Source organism: Hymenobacter artigasi (genome assembly GCF_012275535.1).
In the GTDB taxonomy this organism is placed as follows: Bacteria; Bacteroidota; Bacteroidia; order Cytophagales; family Hymenobacteraceae; genus Hymenobacter; species Hymenobacter artigasi.
Genome location: NZ_JAAVTK010000020.1, coordinates 1 through 14,699, shown reverse-complemented (window position 1 = coordinate 14,699; position 14,699 = coordinate 1). Strand labels below are relative to the sequence as shown.

The 14,699-nt window shown below is 59.4% G+C and carries 14 protein-coding genes; 4 read left to right on the top strand and 10 right to left on the bottom strand.

Annotation, left to right across the window (positions count from 1 at the left end; translation table 11 throughout):
- Positions 1 to 126: 126 nt before the first annotated feature.
- Positions 127 to 1,065, top strand: coding sequence for a D-2-hydroxyacid dehydrogenase (locus HBN54_RS20965; protein WP_168675197.1), 939 nt, complete (start codon positions 127 to 129; stop codon positions 1,063 to 1,065).
- Between the two features lie 34 nt (positions 1,066 to 1,099).
- Here HBN54_RS20965 and HBN54_RS20960 read toward each other — a convergent pair whose 3' ends face one another.
- The 10 genes from HBN54_RS20960 to HBN54_RS20915 form a co-directional block, all read right to left on the bottom strand.
- Positions 1,100 to 2,050, bottom strand: a complete 951-nt coding sequence (locus HBN54_RS20960; RefSeq protein ID WP_168675196.1) for a pectinesterase family protein — start codon at positions 2,048 to 2,050, stop codon at positions 1,100 to 1,102.
- A gap of 87 nt (positions 2,051 to 2,137) precedes the next feature.
- A complete protein-coding gene (locus HBN54_RS20955; RefSeq protein ID WP_168675195.1) occupies positions 2,138 to 3,088 on the bottom strand; it encodes a pectinesterase family protein in 951 nt (316 codons plus the stop codon).
- A gap of 300 nt (positions 3,089 to 3,388) precedes the next feature.
- Positions 3,389 to 4,222 (bottom strand): enoyl-ACP reductase FabI, encoded by an 834-nt coding sequence (locus tag HBN54_RS20950; protein ID WP_168675194.1) that lies wholly within the window; start codon positions 4,220 to 4,222, stop codon positions 3,389 to 3,391.
- An 82-nt stretch (positions 4,223 to 4,304) separates the two neighbouring features.
- Positions 4,305 to 5,978 carry a DNA repair protein RecN gene (recN, locus tag HBN54_RS20945; RefSeq protein WP_168675193.1) on the bottom strand — a complete coding sequence of 558 codons (1,674 nt, stop codon included), beginning with the start codon at positions 5,976 to 5,978 and terminating at the stop codon, positions 4,305 to 4,307.
- 105 nt (positions 5,979 to 6,083) lie between these two features.
- Entirely contained in the window at positions 6,084 to 7,007 is a 924-nt protein-coding gene (porD, locus tag HBN54_RS20940) for a type IX secretion system protein PorD (protein ID WP_168675192.1), read from the bottom strand.
- The gene (locus tag HBN54_RS24075) at positions 7,004 to 7,654 is read right to left on the bottom strand and encodes a phosphopantothenoylcysteine decarboxylase domain-containing protein (protein ID WP_168675191.1); all 651 of its coding nucleotides are present in this window, start codon (positions 7,652 to 7,654) and stop codon (positions 7,004 to 7,006) included. Before HBN54_RS24075 ends, porD begins: the two co-directional genes overlap by 4 nt.
- A gap of 93 nt (positions 7,655 to 7,747) precedes the next feature.
- Positions 7,748 to 8,341, bottom strand: coding sequence for a flavoprotein (locus HBN54_RS24070; protein WP_168675190.1), 594 nt, complete (start codon positions 8,339 to 8,341; stop codon positions 7,748 to 7,750).
- 54 nt (positions 8,342 to 8,395) lie between these two features.
- Positions 8,396 to 8,743 carry a DNA-directed RNA polymerase subunit omega gene (locus HBN54_RS20925; RefSeq protein ID WP_168675189.1) on the bottom strand — a complete coding sequence of 116 codons (348 nt, stop codon included), beginning with the start codon at positions 8,741 to 8,743 and terminating at the stop codon, positions 8,396 to 8,398.
- 19 nt (positions 8,744 to 8,762) lie between these two features.
- Positions 8,763 to 9,593, bottom strand: coding sequence for an outer membrane protein assembly factor BamD (locus tag HBN54_RS20920; protein ID WP_168675188.1), 831 nt, complete (start codon positions 9,591 to 9,593; stop codon positions 8,763 to 8,765).
- A gap of 104 nt (positions 9,594 to 9,697) precedes the next feature.
- Entirely contained in the window at positions 9,698 to 11,440 is a 1,743-nt protein-coding gene (locus HBN54_RS20915) for an OstA-like protein (protein WP_168675187.1), read from the bottom strand.
- Positions 11,441 to 11,528: 88 nt separating this feature from the next.
- On the opposite strand from HBN54_RS20915, the gene tilS reads away from it, so the two are divergent.
- From tilS to HBN54_RS20900, 3 genes are all read left to right on the top strand, one after another.
- Positions 11,529 to 12,860: a tRNA lysidine(34) synthetase TilS gene (tilS, locus tag HBN54_RS20910; RefSeq protein ID WP_168675186.1), complete on the top strand. Its 1,332-nt coding sequence runs from the start codon at positions 11,529 to 11,531 to the stop codon at positions 12,858 to 12,860.
- A 125-nt stretch (positions 12,861 to 12,985) separates the two neighbouring features.
- Entirely contained in the window at positions 12,986 to 13,930 is a 945-nt protein-coding gene (gene mdh / locus HBN54_RS20905) for a malate dehydrogenase (protein WP_168675185.1), read from the top strand.
- A gap of 123 nt (positions 13,931 to 14,053) precedes the next feature.
- A complete protein-coding gene (locus HBN54_RS20900) occupies positions 14,054 to 14,458 on the top strand; it encodes an STAS/SEC14 domain-containing protein (RefSeq protein WP_168675184.1) in 405 nt (134 codons plus the stop codon).
- Positions 14,459 to 14,699 lie beyond the last annotated feature (241 nt).

Below are 14,699 nucleotides of genomic sequence, written 5' to 3'. Positions count from 1 at the left end.
GGCAAATACGGCTGGTCGGGCCGCTTCTTTGCGAAAAGTACGCCGCCTGGGCAGCAACTTTGCCCATCATCCCGTTTCTGGGGCTCACGCTTGTCAACTGCCTGCGGCCGTGCCGGCCACTCCGCTATGAATCTTTTCGTTTATTCGCCCCTCAGCCCCTCCGCCCGCGCTTACCTGCAACAGCAGCTTCCGGCCGAGGTCAACGTCACGTTCTGCCACGACGTAGCCCCCGAAGACCAGTTTCCCGCCTTCCAGGAGGCCGAAGTGCTGCTCGGCAACCCGCCGCCCGTCTGGCTGGCGGCCGGCACCTCGCCCCTGCTGCGTTTCTGGCAGATTGATTCGGCCGGTTTCGAACGCTACCGCCACCTGCACCTGGATGTGCCAGTGGCCAATATGGGCGACTTTTTCGCCTGGCCCTGCGCCGAAACCATGGTGGGCGGCCTGTTGGCCCTCTACCGCCACCTAGGCGAGCTGGCTGTGCTGCAAGCCGAGAAAAAATGGGTGGGTGGGGCCTACGTTCGCAACCGCTCGGGCCTGCTGCGCGGCAAGCGCGTGGTGGTGCTGGGGGCCGGAGCCATTGCCCTGGCCGTGCAGCAGCAGCTGTCCGGCTTCGAGTGCCCCGTGCAGCTGCTGGCCCGCACCAACCCCAAGGCGCAGCTTCACTCCAAAGAAGACCTGAAAGCCGCCCTGCCCGAAACCGACATCGTGATAAACACTCTGCCGGGCAGCGCCAAGGGCTTTTTCTCGGCCGAGCTGCTGGAGGCCATGCGCCCGGGCAGCATTTACGCCAGCGTGGGCCGTGGCAACACCACCGATGAGCCCGCCCTCATCAAGCTGCTGCAGGCCGGCCACCTCGGCGGGGCCGTGCTCGACGTGACCGCCGTTGAACCCCTGCCCGCCGACAACCCGCTCTGGACCTTACCCAACGTGCTGCTCACCCAGCACACCGGCGGCGGCCAGCACCACGAGGACGAAAGCAAAGTCGACGTACTGCTGCGCAACCTGGAGCGCCTGCGCCACGGCCAGCCGCTGGAGAATCTGGTGGATTTGAGCCGGGGGTATTGATGCAGCGCGGACTTTGTAGTCCGCGCTACTTTCTTCACGGCTGCCACGGCACCTCGGCCGCAAAAATAGCCTTTAGCGTGTATGCTTTTGCTTCTTTCGCGGTGAGCTGGTGCGCCCAAGCCACCCGCCCCGCCGGCTTGGCACCGGGGCCGGTGGAGTTATACTCCGCGAAATAGGCCGTCTTTTCGTTTGCAGGATTCTTCCAGTTGTCCCAGCCGGCGGGGGCAATGTGGCTGCCCATCTCGGTGTTCAGGTACACCACTTTGGCGTTGGGCCGCCAGGGCCGGCCGAGGTGTACTTTCTGTGCCAGGGCGGTGTCGGCCTTCAGCTTACAATTCAGAAATACGAAGCCGAAGGGCTGCTGCTCGGGCGTGGACGCGGCGGTGATGAACGAGTTTTTCTTGCTCTTGATGATGCAATGGTCGAATACGGCCGTGCTGGCCCCGAAGATAAAATCGGTGGTGCCTTCGAGGTAGCAGTTCTGGAAATACTGGCGGGTGTGGCCAGCGGCCAGAAACAGGATATCCTGGTTGCCCACTATGCGGCAGCGGCGGAAGGTGCAGCGGTCGCCCTCTACGTGCAGGGCCACGGCCTGCCCGGCGGTGTAGCCGGCGTTGTTTTCAAAGGTGAGGTTTTCGGCGGCGAAGTCATTGGCCTGCACCAGCACCGAGTGCGACGAATACGTGTCATGCCCGGCCGCGTCGCCGGTGTGGTCATTGAAGGTGAGGATGGTGGTTTCAGCATTTTCGCCAACTAGTTTGAGATGGATTTTGAGCGTGGGAACTACCAGCTTTTCGCGGTAGGTGCCCGGCTTGATGCGGATGATAACCGTGGTTTGCGATTGGTTGGGCACGGCATCCACGGCTTCCTGCACGGTGCGGTAAGTGCCACTGCCGTCCTGTGCCACGGTAATGGGGCCGGCTTTGGGAACCGTTTGGGCAAAAGCCGGCGCGGCGGCCAGCAGCAATAGAAATAGGAGTTTCATAAGTGTAGGGTGCGGGGCCTGCCCCCGCCCATCGTTGAACAGAATCGTTTTTTTGGCTCGCACGGCGGGCGGGGGCAAGCCCCGCCCCTACTTGGCCGGCTGCCAGCCGTGCAGCACGTTGTCGCGGGTATAGCTTTTGGCTTCGGCTTCCGTGAGCTGATGCGCCCACGGCGCGCGCTTAGCCGCCGCCGCCGCCCCCGGCCCGTAGCTCTGATACTCGGCATAATAGGCCGTTTTCTTGTTCGATTCTTTCTCCCACGGGTCCCAGCCTTCGGGCCGAATCATGGCCCCCAGCTCGCAATTCAGGTACACAGTTTTGGCATAGGGCCGCCAGGGCCGGCCCAGCCCGAAGCTGCCCGCCGGCGCATCGCCGCCAATGCGGCAGTGACTGAACACGTAGCCAAACCGCGCCGTGTCGGGCGTGCTGGCGGCCGTGACGTACCCGCCCTTTTTGCAGAAAATCTCACAGTCCTCAAACCATGCCGTACTGGAGCCGAAGATGAAATCGACCGTCCCTTCGATGTAGCAGCCCTTGTAAAACTGCCGGCTACCGCGCCCAAACGTGTACAGCGTGTCCTGGAACCCCAGAAACCGGCAGTTCACAAACGCGGCCTTGTCGCCATCCACCCACATGGCCACCGCCTGCCCTACCGGCCCCGACGAGTTCTGAAACGTGAGGTTTTCGGCCGAAAAATCGGAGCCGTAGATGTAGCAGCTCGCCGAGCCCGAGGTACCCTTGTCCTCCCCGAAAATGTTCTTCTTCTGGTTGTAGTCGTCGTAGGTCAGGATGGTCAAATCCCGGTCCTCGCCAATGAGCCGGACCATATTTTTGGAGCCGGCCAGAATGAGCTTTTCCTTGTAAATCCCCTTCTTGATGAAGATGGTAGTGACCTTTTTCCGGAAGTCCGGCACGGCATTGAAGGCCTCCTGCACCGTGCGAAACTTGCCGCTGCCGTCTGCTGCCACCACGAAGTCGTAGCCGAAGGCCTGGCCCAGCCCGCCGAAACTCAGCAGCATTAGCAGCAATAGGTTCTTCATAGGTTAAGCCGGTTATTGTGGCGCAAACCTAACGGCTGGCAGCGCCGAAAGCACGAAATTTCTGCGCAATCGATGCCGGTAATGTTGCATTAGCCGAGACGAAAATGGTCGCGTCACTGCATCATTCTAACTACTGGCGCAGAAGTAACTGTATTCGAGTCCGGCCTGCTGGTCAGACCGCCTTGGGCGGTCGGACCGGAGCATACGCTTACTTCTGCGCCAGTACTTAAATGCCAAAAGCGTCTAAAAACAGAAAGCCCAGCCAAGTGGCTGGGCTTTCTGGTCAATCAATACGAAGGCTTATTGCTCCGAAACGCCGGCTGCCTTGGTCATCATGTCCACAATCTCGGCCGAGATGCCGGTGGTGCTGAAGCCGCCGTCGTGCATCAGGTTCTGCATGGTCACGTAGCGCGTGAGGTCCGAGAACAGCGAGATGCAGTAGTCGGCGCAGGCTTCAGCCGGGGCGTTGCCCAGCGGCGACATCATGTCGGCGAAGTTGTAGAAGGCGTCGAAGCCAGTGATGCCGGTGCCAGCCGTGGTTTTGGTAGGCGACTGCGACACCGTATTCACGCGCACCTTTTTCAGCTTGCCGAACCGCTGGCCATAGCTGCGGGCAATGCTTTCGAGCATGGCCTTGGCCTGGGTCATGTCGGTGTAGTCGAGGAAGGCGCGCTGGGCGGCAATGTAGCTCAGGGCCACAATGCTGCCCCACTCGTTCATGGCATCCTGCTTCTCGGCCACGGCCATCATCTTATGAAACGACATGGCCGAAACATCAATGGTCTGGTTGAAGAATTTGTAGTCCAGCTCGCCGTAGTGCTTCTTTTTGCGGATGTTGGCGCTCATGCCAATGCTGTGCAGCACAAAGTCAATCTTGCCACCCAGCTGCTCCTGCGCACCCGAAAACAGCGCCTCCAACTCCTCGGTCGAAGTAGCATCGGCCGGAATAATCGGCGCGTTACACTCTTCGCTCAGCTTGTTGATTTCGCCCATGCGCATGGCCAGCGGCGCGTTGGTAAGCACAAAGCGCGCCCCTTCGGCGTGCGCCCGCTGGGCCACTTTCCAGGCAATGGAATGTTCGTTGAGGGCGCCGGAAATGATGCCGACTTTGCCGGCGAGAAGGTTGTTGGCCATATAAGTGAGGTAAGCTTTAGCTTGCCGTTGGGGTAAAAGTGTTGGACAAAAGTAGGAATTTGGCGGCAAGCTAAAGCTTACCTCACATTCCAACCACCTCGCCCCGCAGCGCCAGCAGCTCGCGGGCGCTCTGGAAAGCATTTTCGCTGGGCTTGGCGCCCGCAATCATGTGCGCGATTTCCTTGATGCGGTCCTCCTGGGTCAACTCGCGGATGCGGCTCACAGTGCGGTCGGCGCGGTCCTCCTTGTACACGAAGTAGTGCACGTCGCCGGCCGCCGCCATTTGCGGCAAGTGCGAAATGGCCACGAGCTGATGCTTCTGCGCCATCTGCTGCATCATACGGCCCACTTTCACGGCAATTTCGCCCGAGATGCCGGTGTCAATTTCGTCAAAAACAATGGTCGGTAAAGCCGTTTTATCGGCCAGCATGTACTTGATGCACAGCATCAGGCGCGAGAACTCGCCTCCCGAGGCGGCCTTGCTCAGCGTCTGGGGCTGCGCGCCTTTGTTGGCGGTAAAGAGGATGCTCACCACGTCGATGCCGCTGGTGGCCGGCGCGCTGGTGCTGTGCTGCACCACAATGCGGGCGTGCGGCATACCCAAATCGGCCAGCAATAGCCCCAGCTGCTTTTCAAAGTGCGGAAACGACTTGCGCCGGCTCTCCGACAGCTTGTTGCCCTGCTTGGTCACGGCGGCCAGCGCGGCATCCGAATCCTTGCGCAGGCGGGCAATTTCCTTATCCAGGCTCAGCACCGAGCTCACCTTCTGGCGCAACGCGTCGCGCACTTCGATGAGGGCGGGCAGGTCGCGGGCCTGGTGCTTGCGTTGCAGCGTGTAGAGCACGTTCAGACGGTCCTGGAGCTCCTCGGCGCGGGCGGGGTCGCCTTCGGTGCGGCGCTCGGCGGTTTCTACCTCATCGGCAATGTCGTGCAGCTCAATCAGACAGGAACTCAGCCGCTCGCGCAGGTCGCGGAAGTTATCGGCGTAGCTCGCCACCTGGCCCAGCAGGCCCACGGCTTCCTTGAGGTTGCCGGTGGCGCAGGTTTCGCTGTCGCGCAGGCCGTGCAGCGCCTGGCTCAGCTTGTACTTGATTTCTTCGGCGTGCTCCAGCTGCTTTATCTCCTGTTCCAGCGCGTCCTGGTCCTCGTTGTCGAGGCGGGCCTCCTCCAGCTCATTCAGCAGGAAGCTATTGTAGTCCAGCTCCTTGCTGGCCTGCGCCGCCTGACCTTCCAGCGCCTGCAGGTCGGTTTCGAGCTTGCGGTACTGCCGGAAAGCGTGGCTGTACATGGTGCGCTGCGGCACCAGCCCGGCGTACAAATCCAGCAAATTCAACTGGAAAACCCCATCGCCCAGCAGCAGCGTATCGTGCTGCGAGTGAATATCCATCAGGTTGGCCCCGATTTTCCGTAGCGCTTCCAGCGTCACCGGCGTGTCGTTCACAAAGGCGCGCGATTTGCCATTTGGGCTGATTTCGCGCCGCAGAATGCAGTGCGAGTCGTAGTCCAGGTCTTCGGCCTCAAAAATATCCTGCAAGTGGTAGTTGGCAATATCGAACTGCCCCTCAATCACACACTTGCGCTCGGTATCGAAGAGCATGCGCGAATCGGCCCGGTTGCCCAGCAGCAAGCCGATGGCGCCCAGCATAATGGATTTACCAGCCCCGGTTTCGCCCGTAATAATATTCAGCAATGGCGACGGACGCAGCTCCAGCTGCTCAATCAGCGCGTAGTTATTAATCCGTAAATCGACGAGCATATTTTTGAATTATGAATTATAAATTACGAATTATAAATTGAGTTTATGATGACAGTCTCACAACGACTTGCCAACATTTATAATTTATAATTCATAATTTATAATTCACTTTAAAACTGTTTGATATTTTGCCGAATTTGTCGGGTCTACCTCCGTGAGCATAGTCACGAGCTGCTGCTTTTGGCTCTGGTCCTGACTTGTGCGGAAGATGTTGGCAATTTCATCCGATTTCGCATCGAAGAAAGCGCGGGCGAACAAAGTGCCCGGACGCGTGAGGGCGGCTTTCTGCACGCCCGTCAGGGCCGCCATCACCGAGGCGCGGGCCTCTTCGGGCTTTTCGATAAAGATGTCCATGCCCTGCCGGTAGTAGCCATACAGGCCGGTGCGAAAAGCTTCCAGCTGCGGGTCGGTCAGGTTATCGAGGATGAAGTGGCGCTCGCGTGAGCCGCTGCCGCGCCAGCCTTCGTCGGCTTCATTAGTCTGCGTCTGGTTGGCCGAGTAGTTGACCACGTTGCGGGCCAGTTCATAATATGGCGTGCCGCCCAGTCGGGCAAACGTGTCGCGGTCAATCCCGATGACGAGATAAGCATAATACCCTAAGAGCGACGACAGATTGGAAACGAAGCTGTTGGGCGAAAAATCCAGGGGATTCTGCTGCGAATAATTGAAGTTAAAATTGCGGTCCACGATGCTCACCACGTTGGTTTCGTAGCCGGTGCCATACACCGGGCGCGTCGAAATCAGGCGCATGGTGGTGCTATAAGTACCGTTCTGCGGGATGGCGGTAATGCCGATAAATATCTTCAGCCGAATCCGTTCCTCGGGCCGGTACGTCTGGGTGGTCCAGGCACGATTGTTAAGGAACGTACGGATGTCGTTCTGCATCGACGTGACGATGGTGGGGTCCGAAATCGTCACGTTTTCGGTCGATACGCGTACTTCGGCCAGCAGCTCCTGGGCGCGGGCGGCGGGGCCGGCAAGGAGTAGCAGGGCAAATATGGGCAGGGCCGCGAGGAATTTTCGCATCATGAGGAAGGGGTCAGACGGGCCAGAATCAGGCTAACCAGTCCGCGGGCCACATCGGCCTTGGACTGTAACTCAAAATTAACGATTTGGCCGGCCGCATCCAGCACCGTCACCTTGTTGGTGTCGTGGCCGAAACCCGCGCCCGCATCGCGCAGGGAATTGAGCACGATGAGGTCGAAGTTTTTTCGGTGCAGCTTGTCCTGGGCGTGGGCCAGCTCGTTCGTAGTCTCCAACGCAAAACCGACGGCAAATTGTTCAGCCCGCTTGCGCTGGCCGAGGGTGGCGGCAATGTCCACGTTTTTCACCAGCTCCAGCGTCAGCGTTTCGCCCGATTTCTTGATTTTATCAACGGCCACCTGGGCCGGCCGGTAGTCGGCCACGGCCGCCGCAAACACCCAAACGTCGGCTTCAGCCGCCACTTCGGCCGCCGCTGCAAACATCTCCGCCGCCGTTTCCACCCGCACCGTGTGGATGCGGGGGCTGGCCGGGTCTGGCAGCTGGCTGGGGCCGCTCACCAACGTAACCGTAGCCCCCTGAGCCGCGAAAGCTTCGGCCAGCGCGTAGCCCATTTTGCCTGTGGAGCGGTTGCCGAGGAAACGGACGGGGTCCAGGGGCTCGTAGGTAGGGCCGGCGGTGAGGAGGACGTGCACTTGGGAAGGGTTGAATTTTAAGGGTTGAATGCTGAGTTGAACGGAATTGCTCAGTCAAAAAGAAGCACAAAAATGTTCTTTTCGACTCAACATTCAACCCTCAAAATTCAACCCTTCTATAAGTTTCGCCACAATGTCCTCCGGCTCCAGCATGCGGCCCTGGCCGCTGAGGCCCGAAGCCAATTCGCCGCTGGGCGAATCGAAAACGTGGTTGCCAAAGGAGCGCAGCCGGGCCAGGTTTTGCGTCACGGCCGGATGGGCAAACATATCCAGGTCCATGGCCGGGGCCAGAAAAACCGGGCAGCGGGCCGATAAATACACCGCACACAGCAGGTTAGGGCACAGCCCATTGGCCAGCTGGCCAATGGTATTGGCGCTGGCGGGCGCAATCAGCAGCGCATCGGCCCACAGGCCCAGCTCAACGTGGTTGTGCCACTGGCCTGCCGCCGCATCACGCAAAAAGCCCGTCAGGACGGGCTTTTTGGAGAGGGTTCCCAGCGTGAGGGGCGTCACGAAGGCCGTGGCGGCTTCGGTGAGGATGACCTGCACTTCGGCCCCGGCTTTAATGAGCAGGCGGGTGAGCGGTGCGGCTTTGTAAGCGGCAATGCTGCCGCTGACACCCAGCAGGATGCGCCGGCCGGCTAAATTGGTGCCTGGTGCCTGGTTTCTGGTGCCTAGTGCAGTCATAATGCAAACTTCGCTAAAACCAGGCACCAAGCACTAACAACCATGCACTAAACGCTAAAACAGCTCGCGGGGCACCGGCACTTCTTCCGGCTCGGGCGTGGAGTAGTAGATTTTGCCTTGCAGGAACTCCTCGATGGCCAGGCTGGTAGGCTTGGGCATGCGCTCGTACTGCTTGGAAACTTCGATTTGCTCGCGGTTTTCGAACACTTCTTCCAGGTTATCCACCGTGGAAGCGAACTCGGCAAGGCGGTCGTTCAGCTCTTCCTTCAGTTTAATCGACAGCTGGTTAGCACGCTTCGAAATCACGGCAATGGCCTCGTACACGTTGCCGTTGTCGCCGGTAATGTCGGCCACGTTGCGCGTGATGATGGAGCTCGACGGGGTGTTGGGATTGGGTTTCATGGGCTGATTTAGTGACAAATTAATTGGCGGCGGCCGTGGGCACGGCCTTCAGGCGAACAATCTCAGCCTGGCTGAAATCGTACATATCCTGCGCAGATTTCAGGCTCTTGCTCTTGGGGTAGGCATCGAGAAATTGCTGGTAGAAGCTCACGGCATCCAAAAAACGTTCCCGCTGCTTCGATTCGATGCTTTCCTTGGCCCAGGCGTACTGAGCGCTCAGGCGCAGAAAGGCGGCCTGCTCGGCGTAGGCCGAAGCCGGATAGCCCAACTGGAAATTGGTGAGTGCCACCACGGCCGCCTGGTTGTAACGCAGCTGGTAATAGAGCCGGGCGCTTTCGTACGCCTTGTTTTCCAGCTTGCGCTGGAGCTCCTGCGACATGTTCTCGGTCTCGGCCTTGAACTTGCTTTCGGGGTAGCGGTTCAGGAAATCCTGGATGGATTCGAGAGCCGACACCGTATTAGTTTGGTCGAGCTCATAGCCCGGCGAGTCGAGAAATAGCGACTTGGCGTGCAGGTACGAGGCCTCTTCGGAATATTCCGAGTTCGGATACGTGTCGGTGAACGACTTGAAATAGAACGCGCTCAGCACGTAGTTGCGCTGCTTGTAATTGGTGTTGGCGAAGTAGAACTGGGCTTTTTCAGCCTCAGGGCGGCCTTTCAGCAGCGGAATGAGGTCTTCGAGCAGCGTCCCGGACCGGAAAAAGTCGCCCTTTTCGTAGTAGTTAACGGCGGCTTCGTATTTTTTATTGACGTCGGTGCTTTTCAGCAGGCGTTGGTAGCCACTGGCGCAGGAGCCCAGGATGAGCGTACTAACGAGCAGAAACAGAACCGTGAGGCGGGAAATCGGCATAAGGGGTGCAAAGGTAACGATTTGAGCCGGCGGAGGCAAACCGGCCGGCGGCCGAGCAGGCCCGGCTGAAAGCCAGATGCCCGGTAGCCATCCAAAGGTTGCAGCTAGCGCCGCGCGGGAGCAGCTGCGGCCGCTGGTTTGGCCGGGGCGGAAATGACGGGTTTAGTGGCCGGCTTCGCAGATTTGGCCGGGGCGGCGGGCTTGGTGCTGGTGGTTTTGGCCTTGGGTTTGGTGGTGCGTTTGGTAGCGGAAGTGGTTTTTTTCTTCACCACTTTCTTCTTCACGACTTTCTTTTTGGGGCGGTCGTCGAACTGTTTGCCCAACACCTGGCGGCGAGTGGGCCGTTCCTTGGCGCGCCACTGGTAGCCTTTCAGGCGCTCGTCGTCGGGCTTGAGCTCGTGGGGCGGGATAAACTTAGCCTCCGGATTGGAGAGGACGGAGATTTTATTCAGCTTGCTATCCAGAAACAGCAGGCGCATGTTGGCCGAGAGCACGCGGTTCATACCGGTGGTCACGGTGTCGCCGTCGAGGGCGTAAAAGATGCTTTCGGCGTTGCCGAGCACATCCACGCGGCGCATTTTATTGTCGCGGAAATAGGCCATCATGTTGCGGCCCTTGGTCTGGTTGAAATTCAGGAGCGTGTCCTGATTCACGGCAAACGCGTTGGAATAGAGTCGCATCTCGTCCACCTTGCCCCGCTTCGAGCGAATCTGGATGGAGTCGGCCGTGAGCTGGTTTTTGGCCTGCCACAGCACGGGGTCACGGTTGAGGTAGATGATGCTGTCCTGGCGGTCGTAGGTCAGCGAGTCGCAGATACCCTGGAGGTTGCCCCGGAAAATCTGCACCTTCGGGTAGGCGTATAGAATGGTGCGCGTAGTGGTCTGGCCGGGCCGGGCCTCAACGCTGATGAGCGTGTCGGCGGCCATGTAAAGCGTGTCTTTCTGGCTGCCGATGTTGCGCACCACCGGCCGGCCGCCGTAGAGCTTGGTGCGGCCCAGGGCACGCCAGTACTTGCCGGCATCGCCGCGCAGCACCAGGTTGTCCTTCTTGGACGTGAGCGAGACGTGGCCCCTCGCCACGCCGTACTGCTTCACCTCATCGTACACCAGCTGGTCGCCGCCCAGCAGGTAGTTGGGCGTGTCAATTTTGGCGTTGCGCTTGAAGTCCGAAACGCGGGTTTTGGTGTTGTAGTTACCACCTTCGGCGTACAGATTTCCCTGCTTGCCCTTGATGCGGGTGGGGCCGTTGAAGTAGGCAATCTTGCTAACGGTGTTGTAGCGCAGCGTGTCGTTGTTCAGCTCCGAATCGGGCGTTACGAGGTGCACGTTCTGCTTGAAAACGAATACTTTGGTGTTGGTATCGTAGAAGCCCTGCTGGCTGTCTAGGGTGTTCTGCGGGTCGGTGAGGTGGCCGGTTTCGGTGTAGGAGGCCGTTTTGCGGTTCAGGTCATAGTCGAGGCTGGGCGTGGTCAGAGTCATGCGCGGGTCGCGCATCACCACATTGCCGGTCATGCGGGCGGTGCGCTGGGCCCCGTCATAAAAGCCGTGGTCGCCGGTGATGGTCATGGTGTCGCTCTGCACCACGCGCACGTTGCTGAAGGCCTCCACTTGGTTGCGCTCCAGGTACTGGTAGGCCGAGTCGCAGTACAGGAACACGTCGTCCTGCTGAAAGCTGACGTTGGTAATCAGCTTGCGGATTTTCACCCCTTCAAAGTCGCCGCCCACCAGTTCGCCGGCCGTCAGCAATTTGATGGGCGAGCCTTTAGCAGCCGGCGGCGTGGCGCGTTGCGCCTGCCCCAGCAGTGGCAGCAGCAGCCACAGAAGTAATAAAACGCGGAATACGGCCATTGAGGGCGCAAAGGTACGGACGGAGGCCGCGCTAACGGCCATCTTTGCACTGTAGTACTTATTGGCCCTCTGGGCTGCCCGTTGCACCATGCTTGATTCCGTTCGCCGCTTCATTGAAGAAAACAATCTATTTTCCATCGAAAACGACCCCATTCTAGTCGCGGTAAGTGGCGGGCTCGATTCGGTGGTGATGCTCGATGTGCTGCACAAGCTGGGCGCGCAGGTGGCAGTGGCGCACTGCCACTTCGGCCTGCGCGGCGAAGATGCCGACGCCGATGAGCAGTTTGTGCGCAAGCTGGCCAAGCAGTATGGCCTCCCCTACTTCGCCGAGTTTTTCCAGACAAAAGCCTACGCCGAGCAGGAAGGCATTTCGACCCAGATGGCGGCCCGCTTCCTGCGCTACCGCTGGTTTGAGCAGGTACGGCAGGCGCAGGGCCTCGCCTACATCGCCACGGCCCACCACCAGCGCGACGAGGCTGAAACCATGATTCTTAACCTTACGCACGGCACCGGACTGGCCGGCCTGCACGGCATTCAGGTGAAAAACGGGCACATCATCCGGCCGCTGCTGGGCCTGGGCCGCGATGCCCTGCACGATTACCTGGCGGAACGCGGCTTGCGCTGGCGCGAAGACGACAGCAACGCCAGCCCCGTGTACCAGCGCAACCTGCTGCGCATTGAGGTGCTGCCCGTGCTGCGCGAAATCAACCCCAACCTCGACCAGACCATGCACGGCACCGCCGAGCGCGTGGGCGGCGCCGAGGAAATCGTGCGCCGCTACGTGGAGGAAACCGCCGCCCAGGCCCGCCACGACGAGGCCGAGGTAACGTATTTAAATATCAGCACCCTGCAAAAAACGGCCGCCACGGCCCTGGTGCTGCACGAAATCCTACGACCGTTCGGTTTTTCGTGGCTGGTGGTGAAGGACATTGTGGCCGCTTTCCCCGGCGAGAGTGGCCGGAAGTTCGACTCGCCTACGCACCGGCTGGTGAAGGACCGGGAGCATCTGGTTATCACGCCGCGCCGGCTGTCGCAGTATGGCACCTTCCAACTGACGGCGGGTCAGACCGACCTGCTGGCCGATGGCATGCGCCTGAAAGCCGAGCTGCACGACGACTCCCGGCACTTCATCATCCCACGCTCGAAAAGCACGGCCGCGCTCGATGCCGACAAAATTAAGTTTCCGCTTACGCTGCGCAAGTGGCAGGAAGGCGACTGGTTTATGCCGCTGGGCATGAAGGGCAAAAAGCTGCTCAGCGACTTCCTCATCGACCAGAAAGTGCCGCTGAATTTGAAGGACGACGTGCGCGTGCTCACCTCGGCCGATGGCAAAATCTGCTGGGTGGTGGGCTGGCGCGTCGACGACCGTTTTAAGGTGGAAGAAACCTCCGAGCGTGTGCTGACGGTGCAGCGGATGTAGGTTTTTTGGGCAATCGATTTAACTCCCGAACTCCGGCTTGGGTAAAAACTTGCTTTTTTCACCCAAGCTTGGGCGGCCCGTCCGTACTTTTACCCGCGAAACTCCAACCCCCCAATTCTTTTCCTATGAAAGTTACCGTAGTCGGAGCCGGCAATGTCGGCGCAACTTGCGCTGATGTGCTCGCCACCCGTGAAATTGCTAACGAAATTGTCCTGGTTGATATTAAGGAAGGTGTTGCCGAAGGCAAAGCCCTGGATATCTGGCAGAAAGCTCCGATTATCGGATACGACTCGCGCACCGTGGGCGTAACCAGCGACTACGCCCGCACCGCTGGTTCGGACGTGGTGGTGATTACCTCCGGCCTGCCCCGCAAGCCCGGCATGACCCGCGACGACCTGATTGGCATCAACGCCGGCATCGTGAAATCGGTGACCGAGCAGGTGGTGGCCCACTCTCCCAACGCTATTATCATTATCGTGAGCAACCCGCTCGACGTAATGACCTATCAGGCGCACCTCACCGCCAAGCTGCCCCGCGAAAAAGTATTCGGCATGGCTGGCATCCTCGACACGGCCCGCTACCGCGCCTTCCTGGCCGAGGCCCTGAACGTGAGCCCGAAAGACATTCAGGCCGTGCTCATGGGTGGCCACGGCGACACCATGGTGCCCCTGCCCCGCTACACCACCGTGGGTGGCATTCCCGTTACCGAGCTCATCGGCAAAGCGGAGCTCGACGCCATTGTGGAGCGCACCAAGAACGGCGGCGGCGAGTTGGTGAAGCTCATGGGTACGTCGGCCTGGTACGCGCCCGGCGCGGCGGCCGCCCAGATGGTGGAAGCCATCGTGCGCGACCAGCGCCGCGTGTTCCCCGTATGCCTCGAGCTGCAGGGCGAGTACGGCATCAACGGCGTGTACCTCGGTGCCCCGGTTATCCTCGGCAAAAACGGCGTGGAGCGCGTGATTGAGCTGCAGCTCAACGACGAAGAGAAAGCCATGCTCGAAACCTCGCGCGGTCACGTGAAAGAGGTGATGGATGCGCTCGACAAAATGAGCAGCGCCCAGCCTGCGTAGTGCCAGCCAACTAATTACAAAAGGGCCAGTGCTGCGAAGCACTGGCCCTTTTGCTTTATAAGAGAACTGCTGAAATAATATGGCTACCTTTCGATATAATCACCTACTACTCCCTGTTTACCCATGAAGAAATCCCTGGTCAACGCGTTCGACAAAGTATTCTTAACCATCGAATTTGATGCAGCCAACCAGTGGATTTACAACAACTGGGTGGGGGTGCTGCCCACCGAAAAAGTTATCCAGGGCTGCCAGGCGACCATTGATTTCCTGCGGGAAAACCCATGCGCCCACATGCTGAACGACAACCGCGAAATCATCGGTTCCTGGAGCTCGGCCAATGAATGGATTGCCGAGAACTGGATGCCGCAAGCGCTGGCCCTGGGCCTGAAGCGCTTTGCGCACATCGTATCGCCGGGCATTTTTGGGCAGGCCTCGGCCGCCGAACTGGTGACGCGCGTGGGCCAAAACTTCGAGATTCGGCTGTTTCAGGACTTGGAGCTGGCTAAGGCCTGGCTGCGCAGCGCGTAAGGTCGTCATGCAGAGCGCAGCGAAGCATCTTGGCCGCCACTAGTAATTCGATTTACTATTGCGGTAAAGATGCTTCGCTGCGCTCTGCATGACGACCTACTCAAACCCGTTAGAGTGGCCAAGCCTTAGACGCTATTTGAGTTAATTCTTCTGATTTTAAACGGTGTAGAGACGCATCTTTGCGTCTTGTCGTTGGGCGATTTCCTTCAACGACAAGACGCAAAGATGCGTCTCTACACCG